Here is a 12,642-nt window from a genome sequence, read left to right as displayed (position 1 = left end):
TGTGTTACGGCTATAAACCGCTTTTCATTCCCAAAGAGATGGCACTATTATTGCATAGTTTTCCCGCTTGGCAAGACTAACCCGCGTACCCGGTTATCTTTTGTTCCTGCGCAAGATTTCAAGCGGCTGACATTCGTTTTTAAATTAACGGTAGCCGAGCATCCGTTGAGCAGGTTTCCATTACGATTGATTTTAACGGAACCGGTCAGTGTCGCAACGGCGCTTTTGACATTATAAACGCCTTTGTTTGCGGTTATATGCTCGGTTTTCGTGGTAATAATTACGTTGCCAAACGCGTTTACCCGATTGATTTCACTGTTGCCTTGTTTGTTTTTACTGAACAGAGAAACCAGAACATCGGCTTTGATTTGGCGACCTTCCCGGACGGCTGTTGCATTGCCGCGTGCAACGGCTTGGGCGCGTTCTTCCCAATATTCCAACGTATCATCGGCGCTGATAATATCTTGTGGGGTGACCAGTTGCGGGCGTGTACCGGACAAGACCATAATCGCACGTTTCAGGTCGTAAACGGCCTTGTCGCCGGTTGCCGTTTCTGTTTCCGATGTGATTTTTACGTTGCCGACGGCCTCTAATCGATGAATGTCTGTCTGAGTTTGGGCACCATCCGCTGTTTTGTCGTTATAATAGGCACGCAGTTCATCGGCTGTAATGGTGACATCGGCGCGTTTAGCCGTTGCGTTTCCTTGCGCAATAATCAATTGTTGGTTTTGTTGCCATTCAATTCCGTTATCGGCATAGATTTCCAACGGTGCATTGGGTGATCCACTGGCGAGGTTAAGGTCCTGGGCTTGCGCAATGGACGTCAGGAAGGCCAAGGCAGCAGCAAGGAAGGGGGCAGATTTAAACATTAATTTTGTCGTATCCGGTTTAAATAAAGTTTGGCTTGCGACTTGCCTGTGAAGATGATGGTTTTCCCTTTGTCGATCAAGCGAAAACCTTCGGCTTCGATCCGGCCAAATGGTCCTTGGCCTTTGACAGGGGTGTGGCCTTCTGCCGAACCGTTTGATAAATCCACCCCGGCAGCATCTGTGTGCATTTCATAACCGGAGTCGTGAAAAAGGTTCACGGCACCGCTGAGTTCCAGATATTGACTGGGGCGGTCATAGAGGCCGGTTTCCGAGGTCAGGACAAGCCAACTGCCATCATCCAGCGTGATATCCGCTTTTGGCAATTCCAGCAAAATGCTCTGGGTTTCATCATCGGTTTTTTTGGCAATGTCGGCTGTGATCGCAAAGGGCTGATTGTCGTTGTCGGTGCCAATATAGCGCGCATTGATCATGGATGGGTCTTTGGCTTCGCTGATTTCGATATTTGAAAAGCCAATGCTGAACCGTCGAGAATCGGCTTGCAGGTGTGGCCAGATAACAATCATGATAATCAGGATAACCGCAACAGCGGGCAAAAGCATTTTCATCAACTGGACGAAACGGGTATAGCTTCGGCTTGCTTTTGAACGTTTGGTGATGGAAATAGCGTGCAGATCACGATATGCATTGCGAGTAGGCGGGGTCTCGCGCTGTGATGTGCTAGCCAAAGCCATGAAAGCTGTCCATCCTCAATTTATAAAATCAATTAAGCAATACCTGCACGCAGGCAATCGTGAATATGTAAAACACCATCAACTGTTCCGTTCTCGTTTAGAACGAACAAACTGGTGATTGATTTATCGTTCATAATCGCGAGCGCTTCAACGGCTAATGCATTTGCGCCGATTGTTTTTGCACCAACGGTCATAATGTTTTCTGCTTTTTTACAGATTAAGTCATCCGTCATGTTACGCCGCAAGTCACCGTCGGTGATAATACCTAAAAGTTTTCTGGTGTCATCGACAACAGCAACACACCCAAAATGTTTTGCTGTTATTTCGAGCAAGGTATCACCCATTGGTGTGTCCAAGCTGACCAATGGCAGGGCATCGCCCGTATGCATCAGGTCTTTTACTTTCATCAATTGATTGCCAAGACTGCCGCCGGGGTGAAATTCTTTGAAGTCGGTGGCTGAAAATCCACGGCGTTCCAGCAAGGCAACACTTAGACAATCGCCGAGCGCCAAGGTCATGGTTGTCGATGTCGTCGGGGCCAGTCCAAGGGGGCAGGCTTCTTGCGCATTTGGTAAAACAAGACTGATATCTGCGGCTTCTGCCAATGTGCTGGTGGCGCGCGATGTGATAGAAATCAGTTTGATTGAAAAACGTCGTGTGTAGGCAATGATATCGGAAAGTTCTGCCGTTTCACCAGAATTCGATAACGCAAGAATCGCATCTTCCTGTGTCACCATGCCCAGATCACCGTGACTGGCTTCGCCTGGATGAACGAAGAAGGCCGGGGTACCGGTAGAGGCAAGGGTGGCGGCAATTTTACGTCCGATATGTCCACTTTTGCCCATCCCTGTGATAATAACGCGGCCCTTTACATCCGCTAGGATATCGACGGCGGCGGCAAATTCCCCGTTTAAGGAATTGGCAAGGGCTTTTAAGCCATCAGCTTCAAGCGTGAGAACGCGTTGTGCCGATTGAATGTCCTGTTCGGCGGGGCGGGCTTTCGCAGTACGGGAATGTGGTGCCATTTGAGTGGGTCTTCTGGTTATGGTTTTCGACCGATTCTGCCAACTTAATGGGAGAAAATATCAATTTCAGGCCAACCGCCCAAGTCTAGGCGAGCGCGCGTTGGCAAAAAGTCAAAACAGGCTTGTGCAATGTCTTTGCGCCCTTCACGGATCAGCATATCGTCCAGAATTTTCTGGAGTTGATGCAAATAAAGAACGTCTGAAGCCGCATATTCAACTTGTGCCGGAGAAAGTTCTTTTTTACCCCAATCGGAGGATTGTTGCTGCTTGGACAGGTCAATATCAAGTAGTTCCTGACATAAAGCCTTTAAGCCATGTCGATCCGTATAGGTGCGGACCAGCTTCGACGCAATTTTCGTGCAGTAAACCGGGGTGCACGTCACGCCGAGATATTTCTCGATAATTGCGACATCGAAACGGGCAAAATGGAAAAGCTTTTCCACAGTTTGGTCGGACAGGAGCTTTTTTAAGTTTGGTGCGTCATAGGTTCCTTCATTAAAATGAACCAGATGCGCATTTCCGTCGCCGGATGATAATTGCACAACGCACAGACGGTCACGATGAGGGTTTAACCCCAGTGTCTCGCTGTCAATCGCAACAGACTTACCAAAATCAATATCGGAAGGAAGGTCCCCGTAATGTACTTCAATCGCCACAGCTAAAACTCACTTTAAATTGAGATGAGAATGGATGTGTTATCCACTTTACAGAAGAATGGTGCCCAAGAGAAGAGTCGAACTTCCACGGCCTTGCGGCCACAGGTACCTGAAACCTGCGCGTCTACCAATTCCGCCACCTGGGCATTCTTCAAAGGGGCGTTGTCCGAGGGACGAGCGGGGTTTTAGGGCTCTGGTGCAAAGTTGTCAATAAAAATTCTGAAAGTTCCCTTATTTTTTTCAAAAGCGGTCTTTTTTACATAAGTCGGAGGTTGTCGACCCGTGCGATCAGGTATATAACCACACAAGGAAATCAGTGGTCTTTGGTCCAATGTATCAAAGGCTTTAGTAGTTTTGTTGTAGGAGTATTCAGGTATGGGGCGCCGTATAGCGACAGTCTTTGGGGGATCCGGCTTTCTGGGTCGTCATATTGTAAAACGTTTGGCCTCTCAGGGCTATACAGTTCGAATTGCAGTTCGCGATGTGGAAGCGGCCATGCATCTTAAGCCCAACGGTAATCCGGGGCAGATTATCCTGCAGGCCTGCAATGTACGTAACCCTGAAATGGTTGCCAATTCCGTACAGGGTGCTGATGTTGTGATTAATCTTGTCGGTCTGTTGTCTCAATGGAGCAAGCAGACATTCGATGCGGTTCATGTCGATGGCGCAGGCAATATTGCGAAAGCCTGTACAGAGGCAGGTGTTTCAAATTTGATCCATGTGTCTGCAATTGGCGCAGATGAAAATGGGGAAGCCCAATATGCCCGCACCAAAGCAGCTGGTGAAAAGGCTATTTTGGCGGCTTATCCGAATGCGACGATTCTACGTCCAAGCGTTGTCTTTGGTCCCGGCGATGGTTTCTTCAATAAATTTGCCAGCATTATGCGTTTCACACCGGCGTTGCCGGTGATCGGTGCGCCGATGTTCCCGAAAGTCTCTTTCGAAAATGGTGAGCTGGATATTAACCTGTACGGGGATGGCGGTGCCAAGCTTCAGCCGGTTTATGTCGGTGATGTGGCGCAGGCGGCGATGAACGCGATTGATAATACGGATGCCAAGGGTAAGACGTATGAGTTGGGCGGACCGGAAGTGATGACCTTCATGGGGATCATGAAGCGTATTTTGAAACATACCGGGCGTAAACGTTACCTCGCCCCTGTCTCTTATCCGTTTGCAAAAATTCTTGGCGGCATCATCGGTTTCTTGCCGAAGCCGCTGTTGACTGGTGATCAGGTGACCATGCTTGAAACAGACAATGTAGTTTCTGAAGGGGCATTGACCCTTAAGGATTTGGGGGTTGAACCAACCTTGGCGGATGCCATTTTGCCGACTTACCTGTTCCGTTTTAAAGAATTAAAGAACCAACCTCGCCACGTGGAACGCCGCGTTTAAGGCTAGGTTGCCGAAGCATAAAAAAAGCCCTGAGTGTCTATATGCTCAGGGCTTTTTCTTTTTTTGTATGTGCGATCTGGTGTGGCTATTTTAAATCTCATGGGGTTTGAGGTTAAGTGAAGCTCTGATCTTTCTAAGCTTATTCTCTAATTTTTTTTGTTAGTCTCCGACTGTCGGCATGAAGTGTAATGAAGTCATTGTCATCATCAAGAAAGGCAATAAGAATATCTAAAGGTTCTTGGAAATAAGGACTGCCGGAATCTTTTGAGGCGTCAAAAATAGGAGGGTGAATTGTGTTGATGACGATAGCTGTGTCTGAATATTTCAATCCACCTTTGTTTCTAAGACCATTTTTCCATTGCACTTTATCTCCACTTTCAAAAGTTTCTTTTTCTGTGAAAGTTTTGAAACGGTTTTCGAGTAACTCGTCGCGCTCATCCGAGCTGATGTTCTCATTTGACCTTTTTCTTGTTAATAATGCTTTTAAGAGATCAGAATTTTCACTGGATGCCTTGTTTGTATTATCGTCGTTTTTTTGAAGCATCTTTAGAATTGTTTTGATATCGTCATCAGCCATGTTTATGTGCCTTTACTTTTAATCGAACAACATTTTTATAGTTCATTTGTTCATCATCGTATTCGAGGTCTTCATCAGTTTCATAGGAATTGGGTTTTAAGGGAGTTTTTTTTTGGTCTGTGTTTTTTTGTATTTCTTTTCTTAAAAATAAAGCGAGTTCTTCCATATGCGAAGTGCTCTTATTTTGATTTAAGGCCTGAATTGTATTTTTTTTTGCCTTGAAGAAAAAATAAACTGCACAAAAAGCTACTAGTAAAAATAGAAAAAATTCATGCATTTTTTTTAATTCCAAAAATGAATGTGCTGTATTTGTAATAATACGCATATATATATGATAATATTACCGCTGATATTTGGATATCATTTAGGAGATCAGCATTTAAATCTTCTGCTTTTAAAATAAGCAATAAGACTGTTGATGTCGAAACCATAAATACAATTACCCAAGGAAAAATTTGAAATCCAATCCCAAATGATTTCAATAGTTCTGTGCCACTTAAGTGCTTTTCCTGAAAATAGGCATCGAAAAAAATAGATGCAACGAGGGTAAGGCAGAATGAAATTAAAACGCCACTTTCTAAAATATTTAGAAAATTAAATTCTATTTTTAAAACGATTAAAGCCAGAAGAGCATGAATCAGGACTTGTACTAATCCAACAGTTGTCGTTAACAGGATCCATTTGAAGCTATCTGCTAACGCAGTATTGATTATTCTTTGATCATCATTAGTCACAGTGGCACTTCTTTCTCATCGCATCCTTTGATTGTAATTTATCCATTTAAAGGGAAATGTCTAGATTAAAAATACTAAAATTATCAAAAGTTATTGATATTAAAATATCTGTGCCCAATTTGTGTAAGTTGGAGAAATGCAGTAAAGCGCTGTTAAAAGGGGGATTAATCAATTTTAAGAAGCAACCAAGTGTAAAAGTGTTTGCATAAAAAACCGTAAGGTAAAGAATTTAAATTGTTTCTTATATCCTATTTCGTCATTTTTGAAGTTATGGTTCTAAGAAAGTTGACCTGAGAATTATGAAGTCAACTTTCTTATGAACATTTGATAGTTTAACTGGCCATGCTGGCGGGCATTTTTACCGCAATGACACGACCTTTTGCGCAAACGGTTTCACCGGCGCTGACGGTAATATCAACAACGACTTTCTTTTCTTTGCATTCGCTGATTGTCCCGCGTAGTTTTAGGGTTTGGCCCATCGGAGTTGGGGCCAGAAAATCAACATTTAGGTTGGCGGTAACAAATCGCAAAGCGGGTTCGCTGCCCAGTTCACGCCCGGCGGCCTTATAGGCTGCGGCGGATGCACTGCCTGTTCCGTGACAGTCGATAAGGGAAGCGATTAAGCCGCCATAGACAAAACCTGGAATGGCGGTGTGTTCTGGTAGAGGGGTAAACTCTGCAACGGTTTCTTCACCATCCCAAAAGCTTTTAATTTGGTGACCGTGTGCGTTGTTACTGCCACATCCATAGCAATGGCTTAAATCGGCGGGGTAATAATCCTGAAAGGCGTTCTCAGACATTTCTTATGATCTCCTTGTTCCTATATGGCGGGCATCATAGGAGGTGTCATGATAAAAATAAATATAAGAAATGTATAATATTGTAAGCGTAAAATAACGCTAGGCGTCTTCACCCAGTTTTGCGCCACTTTGGACAATGATTTCGCCAAATTCACGCAGATAAACAGATCCTTTGACGGTACGTTGAACCAAAACGCTACGACGGTCTGTATCATCAACTTTGCGACGGAGCAGTTCCATTTGACCAAGACGGTCAAGGGCGCGTGTAATGGCGGGCTTGGAAACATTTAAGCTTTCTGCCAAACCACGCACTGTGTGAGGTGGAGGCGTCAGGTAAACGGTCAAAAGCAAGGCCATCTGACGGGCGGAAAGATCGGGCCCGTCACGACGTACGCTTTCTATGATTGCTTTACGCCAAAGGTCCAGTGCCTGAACGGGTTCTAGTTCTACAGCCATTTTACTCGCCATTTGTTACGGGGTCGAACATATTTACTAAGCTATGCAGGGCAGGGCAACGTTTAATATTGATTAAGTTCGATTTTTTATCATGGCAAAGGCCGCGCGAAGGCCCATTGCCTCCCCGCCTTCGGGGCGTCCGGCCTTGGTTGCGGTGTTCCAGCCCATGACATCCAGATGCGCCCATGCGATATCTTTTTCGACAAATTCCTGCAAGAATAGGGCTGCGGTGATTGCTCCGCCATAAGGGGCCGACGATTCGTTGGAGATATCAGCCGTCTTGCCATCAATCATTTTGCGATAAGGGGCCCAAAGCGGGAGACGCCACATATTGTCGTCTTCTTCCTGTCCGGCATTTAAGAGATCGTTGGCCAGTTCGTCATTATTGGAGAACAAGGCAGGAAGTTCTGTGCCCAAGGCGACACGGGCGGCACCTGTCAGGGTTGCGAAATCCAGAACTATATCGGGTTTGTCTTCGCAAGCCAAAGCCAGGCCATCCGCCAAAATAACGCGACCTTCGGCGTCTGTATGTCCGATTTCAATGGTGAGGCCTTTGCGCGAATCGACTACATCCAGTGGGCGCATGGCTTTGTCAGAAACGGCATTTTCCACAGCGGGAATAATGACACGCAGGCTGACAGGCAGGTCGGCGCGCATAATGGCTTTGGCCAATCCCAAAACATGTGCGGCTCCGCCCATGTCTTTTTTCATCAATTTCATGAACTGGGCCGATTTAATGTCCAGTCCACCGGTATCAAAACAAACGCCTTTGCCGACCAGTGTGACTTTTGGACCGTCGGATGGACCCCATTTCAGGTCGATCAAACAGGGGCGGCGGGTACTTTCGGCCCCTTTCCCCACGGCATAAACAGCCGGAAAATTCTGTTCGATAAGGTCTTGATCTATTATGATCTGGCAATCTGCTTGAAATTCGTCTGCTAAATCCTGTGCGGACTGCGCCAGTTCAACCGGGCCCATGTCTGCTGCGGGAATATTGATCAAATCACGCGTTAATTCGATCCCTTCTGCCAATGCAGTCACGCTGATTTCATCGGCAAACTTTGGCTTAATCAAGCGGGCGAAGTCTTTTGTCGATTCTTTATACCAATCAAAACTGTAACAGCCTAAAGCCCAGCCCAAGCAGGCACTCGTGGCCTCTTCACGACCCAAGCGTCCTTTAATCTTGTAAGTTGCGTTGGGGAGTTTTGCCGGTAGGGCGGCATAATCCCACATAGGATTGTGGAGGGAAATGCCAACTAAAACGTCTTCAATCGTGCCTTTTTTGCCGGGTAGGGCAAGTGTTGTTCCGCCTACTGCCTTAAATTCGTTAGCATCAATCCAACTCTTTGTCTCTTTATCCTGCTTTTTCAACCATTTATCGAATTTTTCGGTGGGGACGGGGACCAAAGTAATGGTTGTGTCGTCGCTTTTATCCAGCAGATAATCCAGAGAAGGCATGAAGGCATCCTTTTTCACATGAGATGATTTGAGGACATAATGACCGGATTGAATTGATCCGACAATCCCAAATGTGCAGGCAAGCTAATCTGTATTGTCCTGAGAATAGAACTCTTATAAGTTTATTTTTAAATAAGAGAAAAGGAATGAATGATGTCTACATTTTGTTTGATTTTGGGAAATAAAAATTATTCCTCCTGGAGTTTGCGCCCCTGGTTGGTGATGAAACATTTGGGGCTGGATTTTGAAGAAATTATTGTACCTTTGCTACAAGGTAACTTTAAGCAAGAACTTCTTAGACATTCCCCGTCAGGCAAGGTGCCGGTTTTAAAGGTGGATGGTCAGGAAATTTGGGATTCTCTGGCAATTTGTGAATATTTGAACGAGGAATTCCCCGATGAAAACCTTTGGCCGGTTGATAAGTCGGCCCGCGCCCATGCCCGTTCTATTTCGTACGAAATGCATTCCGGTTTCTTTAATATCCGCAATGATATGCCGATGAATATGCGCCGGACACGCGGGAACTTTCAGCCCAGCCTCATCTGTCAGGCAGAAATTGAACGTATCCTTGCCATTTGGGCGGATTGCCGGGAAAATTACGGTCAGAATGGGCCGTTTTTGTTTGGTGTGTTTTCGATTGCGGATGCGATGTTCGCACCCGTTGTCAGCCGGTTTGAGACTTACGATATTGCGGTTGATGATGTCGTAAAAGATTATATGGAAACCATATTGAATATGGCGCACTTAAAAGAATGGCGCGAAGCGGGCACAGTTGAAGAATGGGTTATCAGCGAAGCGGAAGTATAAAAACGGATGTTTCTTGTTGCTTCCTTATTGTCGGATGGTGTGATCAGGCAATTGCTTTTTGCCAATTTTCTGGCCTCGATTGCCACGGGAATTGGGAGCATTCTTGTGCCGTGGGTTTTGGTGAAAGAAATAGGCAGTGACCGTTTTGCCTTTTTGGCAAGTGCGGTCACGTTTCTGTTGATTTTTGCCATGCCTTTCATTGGTCATACAATTGATCGGTTTAAACGCAAATATGTTCTGATCGCCACCTCTGTCTGCGCGAGTCTTGTCTTTTTAACATTGGCTATATTGGAACGCGGCAGTGCGGTTTACGCGGCCATGTTGTTAACAGTTTTTGTGGTGATGCAGGTCTATTACAATGTGTTTTATACAGCACGCGGGGCGCTTGCGCAGTCTTTAGTCGAAAAGCATAATTATGGTCGTTTGAACGGTTGGCTTGAAATTGAAAACCAGACAGCGGCATTTAGTGCAGGGACGTTGGCGATTTTATTGTTGGACCTCCTGTCGGTCCATACGATCTTTTCAATTTGTATGATCAGCCTTTTGTGTGCAGGTGTGGTTTTTTCTTGCGTCCCGGAAAATGTTCGCCGAGTGGCGAAATCTGCCAATACTGGCCCCGTGGCCCCACCGGTTTTTGATCGGGCGTTGGTTTTGCTGGCATTGGGCGGAAATATGCCCTTTGTTTGCATCATGTTGTTGAACATCGTCAAACCAGTTTTTATTTCAGATGTTTTGCTGGCTGACGCAAAAGTGTTGGCGGCTGCAAGTGTTTGTTATACGGCGGGTGCTGTTCTCAGTGGCGGCTTGTCCGGGAGGTTTTTGATCCGGTTCGGCAGTTTCAATACGTTGGCGTTTGCCGTTTGGGGATTTGTTTTTTCGACGGCGTTGTTACTGGTTTTCAGTCATACTCATGTTCTTTATGCAGCATCGGTTGGATGGGGCATTTTCAATAGTCTTGCACGTATATCTAATCAAACCATTATGATGGGTATCGTGGAAAATCACGTCATGGGACGTTTTACAGCTCATGTTCAAAAATGGACCATGTTTATCCGTACAGCCGTTATCGTTGGCTTTAGCGTGAGCTTTCTATCCATTCCTTACGATTACTCATTTTGGTACGTCTGTGTCATCGCGCTGCTTGGTCCCCTTTTATTATGGGGGCGGCGTGCTGTTGTTAAGGAGCCAAACGTACCCGCGCGTTGAGATCCATTTGGGAAGGAAGCGGTGCGTTCTGGTCTTCCATCCATGCGAGAATATCTTTCCAGACAAGCGGGCCATTTTTATCGCGCGCCAACCAATGCCAACCGTTTTCATAAAGGGCAACGCGATGTTTGGAGGGGAGCTTTTTAACCATCTCCGCCGTGGGAATACGCGGGATAACCTCGTCCTTTTCACCATATAAAACAAGACTGGGTGTTTCCAGATTTACAGCGTTATTTAATGCGCGTTCCATTGCTTGTGAAACACCGAAAAGGGCATCAACACGTGTTGCGCGAATGACAAGGGGGTCACGGCTCCAGTTTTTCCATGTTTCTACGGCATCGGTGGGTTGCACAATGCCCCCGCCGCTGAGCTTCATCCACGGGACGCTATAGCTGAACATATAAAGGGCGGCCTTTTGATACCACGGCCATGTACTCATGCCCCACACGGCAGGCGCGGATAAAATGGCTCCGGCAACGGGCAGGGGTTTAACTTCCGCCAATGTATTTAAAACAATCGCGCCGCCCATACTTTCACCCATGACGTATAAAGGCAGGTTTTCATAACGACTGTGAACCAGATGAATAAGCGTGGCGAGATCGTTGATCATGGTGTCGGTGCCGGCCCAAATGCCGGGGTGTGGACCTTTTCCGAAACCGCGTTGATCATATGTAATCAGTAAGATACCGTTTTCCTGTAGGAATGCAGGCATACCCGGCATGAGGAAATTGCCATAATCGTTGAATCCATGAACCCCCAGCAAAATGGCTTTTGGTGTCCTGTCAGGTTCCCAGATGCGCAGGGGCAGTCTTGCCCCATCGGCGGCAACATAAACATCACCGTCAAGGTCGGGCACGTTTTTAACCGGACCTGCACCTTCCATATAGGGGGTGCAGGCAACCAGAAACAGGCAGAGGCCGAGGCAGAAAAATTTAAGCGATTTTAGCATTATCTTCTCGGGTTAAGCGTAGGAAGAGGTCTTCTAGATCGCTTTCTTTTGTGACCAAATCTGCAACAGTCAAATGAGCTTGAGAAACCAGGTCCAGAATTTTGGCGATTTCCACCTTGCTGGGACTATATTGAAAAGACAGCTGGTTTGGACCTGTTAAGGTGACATTATAGCCATGTCCGCGTAAAATGTCGGGCACGTCGTTTAACGTTTCTGCGACGGTGATGATTAGTTCTTTGGCATCCATTTTACTGAGCAAGGTTTTGGTTTCATCGCACGCGACCAAGCGACCGTGATTGATGATTGCGACTTTATCACAGAGCTCTTCGGCTTCTTCCAGATAATGCGTTGTCAGCAGGACCGTGGTGCCTTGACGGTTCAATTCGCGCACATAATCCCATAATTGAATGCGCAGTTCGATATCTACCCCGGCTGTTGGTTCATCGAGAACCAAAATTCGGGGGGAATGGACCATTGCCTTGGCGACCAAAAGGCGGCGGCGCATACCGCCAGACAGGGTGCGGGCATATGAATTGGCTTTGTCCGCTAAGCCGACGGCTTCCAAAATTTCATCGGTGCGACGTTTGCTTTGCGGAACACCGTAGAGGCCAGCTTGAACTTCCATCAATTCACGCGGAGTGAAAAAAGGATCGAGGTTGAGTTCCTGCGGGACAATACCGATGGCGCGACGTGCAGCACGCATCTGGTCTTCGATATCGTAGCCCCAGATTTTGGCCTGCCCGGATGTTTTAATAACCAGTCCGGCAAGAATATTGATAAAGGTGGATTTCCCCGCCCCGTTAGGCCCCAATAAGGCAAAGAAAGAGCCTTGCGGAATGGTCAGGGAGACATCGTTCAGGGCATGTTTTTCGGGTTGTCCATGCTGCCCCTTATAGGTCTTGGATAGATTTTTTACCTCAATCGCCCCATTCGGGGTGGAATTAGAGGTGTCATTATTCTGATTTTGCGCTATAGAAGCTGTCACGAAATTTGCTCCGGTTGTAATCCTTTAATGCAATCG

15 protein-coding genes and 1 tRNA gene are annotated in these 12,642 nt (G+C 46.4%); 3 read left to right on the top strand and 13 right to left on the bottom strand.

The window, feature by feature from the left end:
- Positions 1-47: 47 nt before the first annotated feature.
- The 5 genes from ACI0FF_RS14990 to ACI0FF_RS14970 form a co-directional block, all read right to left on the bottom strand.
- On the bottom strand, positions 48-869 hold the full coding sequence (locus tag ACI0FF_RS14990; protein WP_419797591.1) for an LptA/OstA family protein: 822 nt from the start codon (positions 867-869) through the stop codon (positions 48-50).
- Positions 869-1,561, bottom strand: coding sequence for an LPS export ABC transporter periplasmic protein LptC (gene lptC / locus ACI0FF_RS14985; protein ID WP_419797590.1), 693 nt, complete (start codon positions 1,559-1,561; stop codon positions 869-871). Before lptC ends, ACI0FF_RS14990 begins: the two co-directional genes overlap by 1 nt.
- Before the next feature lie 32 nt (positions 1,562-1,593).
- A complete protein-coding gene (locus ACI0FF_RS14980; RefSeq protein WP_419797589.1) occupies positions 1,594-2,586 on the bottom strand; it encodes a KpsF/GutQ family sugar-phosphate isomerase in 993 nt (330 codons plus the stop codon).
- Between the two features lie 44 nt (positions 2,587-2,630).
- Positions 2,631-3,242 (bottom strand): ribonuclease D, encoded by a 612-nt coding sequence (locus tag ACI0FF_RS14975; RefSeq protein ID WP_419797588.1) that lies wholly within the window; start codon positions 3,240-3,242, stop codon positions 2,631-2,633.
- Between the two features lie 59 nt (positions 3,243-3,301).
- A tRNA-Leu gene (locus tag ACI0FF_RS14970) sits at positions 3,302-3,388 on the bottom strand.
- 229 nt (positions 3,389-3,617) lie between these two features.
- On the opposite strand from ACI0FF_RS14970, the gene ACI0FF_RS14965 reads away from it, so the two are divergent.
- Complete coding sequence (locus ACI0FF_RS14965; RefSeq protein ID WP_419797587.1) at positions 3,618-4,634, top strand: complex I NDUFA9 subunit family protein; 1,017 nt, start codon at positions 3,618-3,620, stop codon at positions 4,632-4,634.
- A gap of 139 nt (positions 4,635-4,773) precedes the next feature.
- On the opposite strand, the gene ACI0FF_RS14960 is transcribed toward ACI0FF_RS14965, so the two are convergent.
- The 6 genes from ACI0FF_RS14960 to ACI0FF_RS14935 all read right to left on the bottom strand — a co-directional run bounded on the left by ACI0FF_RS14960 (position 4,774) and on the right by ACI0FF_RS14935 (position 8,659).
- Positions 4,774-5,211 (bottom strand): hypothetical protein, encoded by a 438-nt coding sequence (locus ACI0FF_RS14960; RefSeq protein WP_419797586.1) that lies wholly within the window; start codon positions 5,209-5,211, stop codon positions 4,774-4,776.
- A complete protein-coding gene (locus ACI0FF_RS14955; RefSeq protein ID WP_419797585.1) occupies positions 5,204-5,488 on the bottom strand; it encodes a hypothetical protein in 285 nt (94 codons plus the stop codon). The genes ACI0FF_RS14960 and ACI0FF_RS14955 overlap by 8 nt, the downstream gene beginning before the upstream one ends.
- Complete coding sequence (locus ACI0FF_RS14950; RefSeq protein WP_419797584.1) at positions 5,481-5,945, bottom strand: hypothetical protein; 465 nt, start codon at positions 5,943-5,945, stop codon at positions 5,481-5,483. Before ACI0FF_RS14950 ends, ACI0FF_RS14955 begins: the two co-directional genes overlap by 8 nt.
- A gap of 332 nt (positions 5,946-6,277) precedes the next feature.
- Entirely contained in the window at positions 6,278-6,745 is a 468-nt protein-coding gene (locus tag ACI0FF_RS14945; protein WP_419797583.1) for a PaaI family thioesterase, read from the bottom strand.
- A gap of 99 nt (positions 6,746-6,844) precedes the next feature.
- Positions 6,845-7,201 (bottom strand): MarR family transcriptional regulator, encoded by a 357-nt coding sequence (locus ACI0FF_RS14940; RefSeq protein ID WP_188661542.1) that lies wholly within the window; start codon positions 7,199-7,201, stop codon positions 6,845-6,847.
- A 72-nt stretch (positions 7,202-7,273) separates the two neighbouring features.
- Positions 7,274-8,659 (bottom strand): leucyl aminopeptidase family protein, encoded by a 1,386-nt coding sequence (locus ACI0FF_RS14935; protein WP_419797582.1) that lies wholly within the window; start codon positions 8,657-8,659, stop codon positions 7,274-7,276.
- Between the two features lie 153 nt (positions 8,660-8,812).
- On the opposite strand from ACI0FF_RS14935, the gene ACI0FF_RS14930 reads away from it, so the two are divergent.
- Together ACI0FF_RS14930 and ACI0FF_RS14925 are read left to right on the top strand one after the other, a co-directional pair.
- Positions 8,813-9,466: a glutathione S-transferase family protein gene (locus tag ACI0FF_RS14930; RefSeq protein WP_419797581.1), complete on the top strand. Its 654-nt coding sequence runs from the start codon at positions 8,813-8,815 to the stop codon at positions 9,464-9,466.
- A 6-nt stretch (positions 9,467-9,472) separates the two neighbouring features.
- Positions 9,473-10,672, top strand: coding sequence for an MFS transporter (locus ACI0FF_RS14925; RefSeq protein WP_419797580.1), 1,200 nt, complete (start codon positions 9,473-9,475; stop codon positions 10,670-10,672).
- Here ACI0FF_RS14925 and ACI0FF_RS14920 read toward each other — a convergent pair.
- Positions 10,644-11,621 carry an alpha/beta fold hydrolase gene (locus tag ACI0FF_RS14920; RefSeq protein ID WP_419797579.1) on the bottom strand — a complete coding sequence of 326 codons (978 nt, stop codon included), beginning with the start codon at positions 11,619-11,621 and terminating at the stop codon, positions 10,644-10,646. The genes ACI0FF_RS14925 and ACI0FF_RS14920 overlap by 29 nt on opposite strands.
- Positions 11,605-12,606, bottom strand: a complete 1,002-nt coding sequence (locus tag ACI0FF_RS14915; protein ID WP_419797578.1) for an ABC transporter ATP-binding protein — start codon at positions 12,604-12,606, stop codon at positions 11,605-11,607. Before ACI0FF_RS14915 ends, ACI0FF_RS14920 begins: the two co-directional genes overlap by 17 nt.
- Positions 12,607-12,642 lie beyond the last annotated feature (36 nt).

Source organism: Terasakiella sp. 4MB5A, from assembly GCF_050058155.1.
GTDB lineage: Bacteria > Pseudomonadota > Alphaproteobacteria > Rhodospirillales > Terasakiellaceae > Terasakiella > Terasakiella halodenitrificans.
This window is presented reverse-complemented; position numbering and strand designations above follow the sequence as displayed.

Bases quoted from the DNA above. Each gene is read 5' to 3' on its own strand.
- ACI0FF_RS14990 (WP_419797591.1), bottom strand. From the start codon at position 869: ATGTTTAAATCTGCCCCCTTCCTTGCTGCTGCCTTGGCCTTCCTGACG.
- lptC (WP_419797590.1), bottom strand. From the start codon at position 1,561: ATGGCTTTGGCTAGCACATCACAGCGCGAGACCCCGCCTACTCGCAAT.
- ACI0FF_RS14980 (WP_419797589.1), bottom strand. From the start codon at position 2,586: ATGGCACCACATTCCCGTACTGCGAAAGCCCGCCCCGCCGAACAGGAC.
- ACI0FF_RS14965 (WP_419797587.1), top strand. From the start codon at position 3,618: ATGGGGCGCCGTATAGCGACAGTCTTTGGGGGATCCGGCTTTCTGGGT.
- ACI0FF_RS14960 (WP_419797586.1), bottom strand. From the start codon at position 5,211: ATGGCTGATGACGATATCAAAACAATTCTAAAGATGCTTCAAAAAAAC.
- ACI0FF_RS14955 (WP_419797585.1), bottom strand. From the start codon at position 5,488: ATGCATGAATTTTTTCTATTTTTACTAGTAGCTTTTTGTGCAGTTTAT.
- ACI0FF_RS14945 (WP_419797583.1), bottom strand. From the start codon at position 6,745: ATGTCTGAGAACGCCTTTCAGGATTATTACCCCGCCGATTTAAGCCAT.
- ACI0FF_RS14940 (WP_188661542.1), bottom strand. From the start codon at position 7,201: ATGGCTGTAGAACTAGAACCCGTTCAGGCACTGGACCTTTGGCGTAAA.
- ACI0FF_RS14935 (WP_419797582.1), bottom strand. From the start codon at position 8,659: ATGCCTTCTCTGGATTATCTGCTGGATAAAAGCGACGACACAACCATT.
- ACI0FF_RS14930 (WP_419797581.1), top strand. From the start codon at position 8,813: ATGTCTACATTTTGTTTGATTTTGGGAAATAAAAATTATTCCTCCTGG.
- ACI0FF_RS14925 (WP_419797580.1), top strand. From the start codon at position 9,473: ATGTTTCTTGTTGCTTCCTTATTGTCGGATGGTGTGATCAGGCAATTG.
- ACI0FF_RS14920 (WP_419797579.1), bottom strand. From the start codon at position 11,621: ATGCTAAAATCGCTTAAATTTTTCTGCCTCGGCCTCTGCCTGTTTCTG.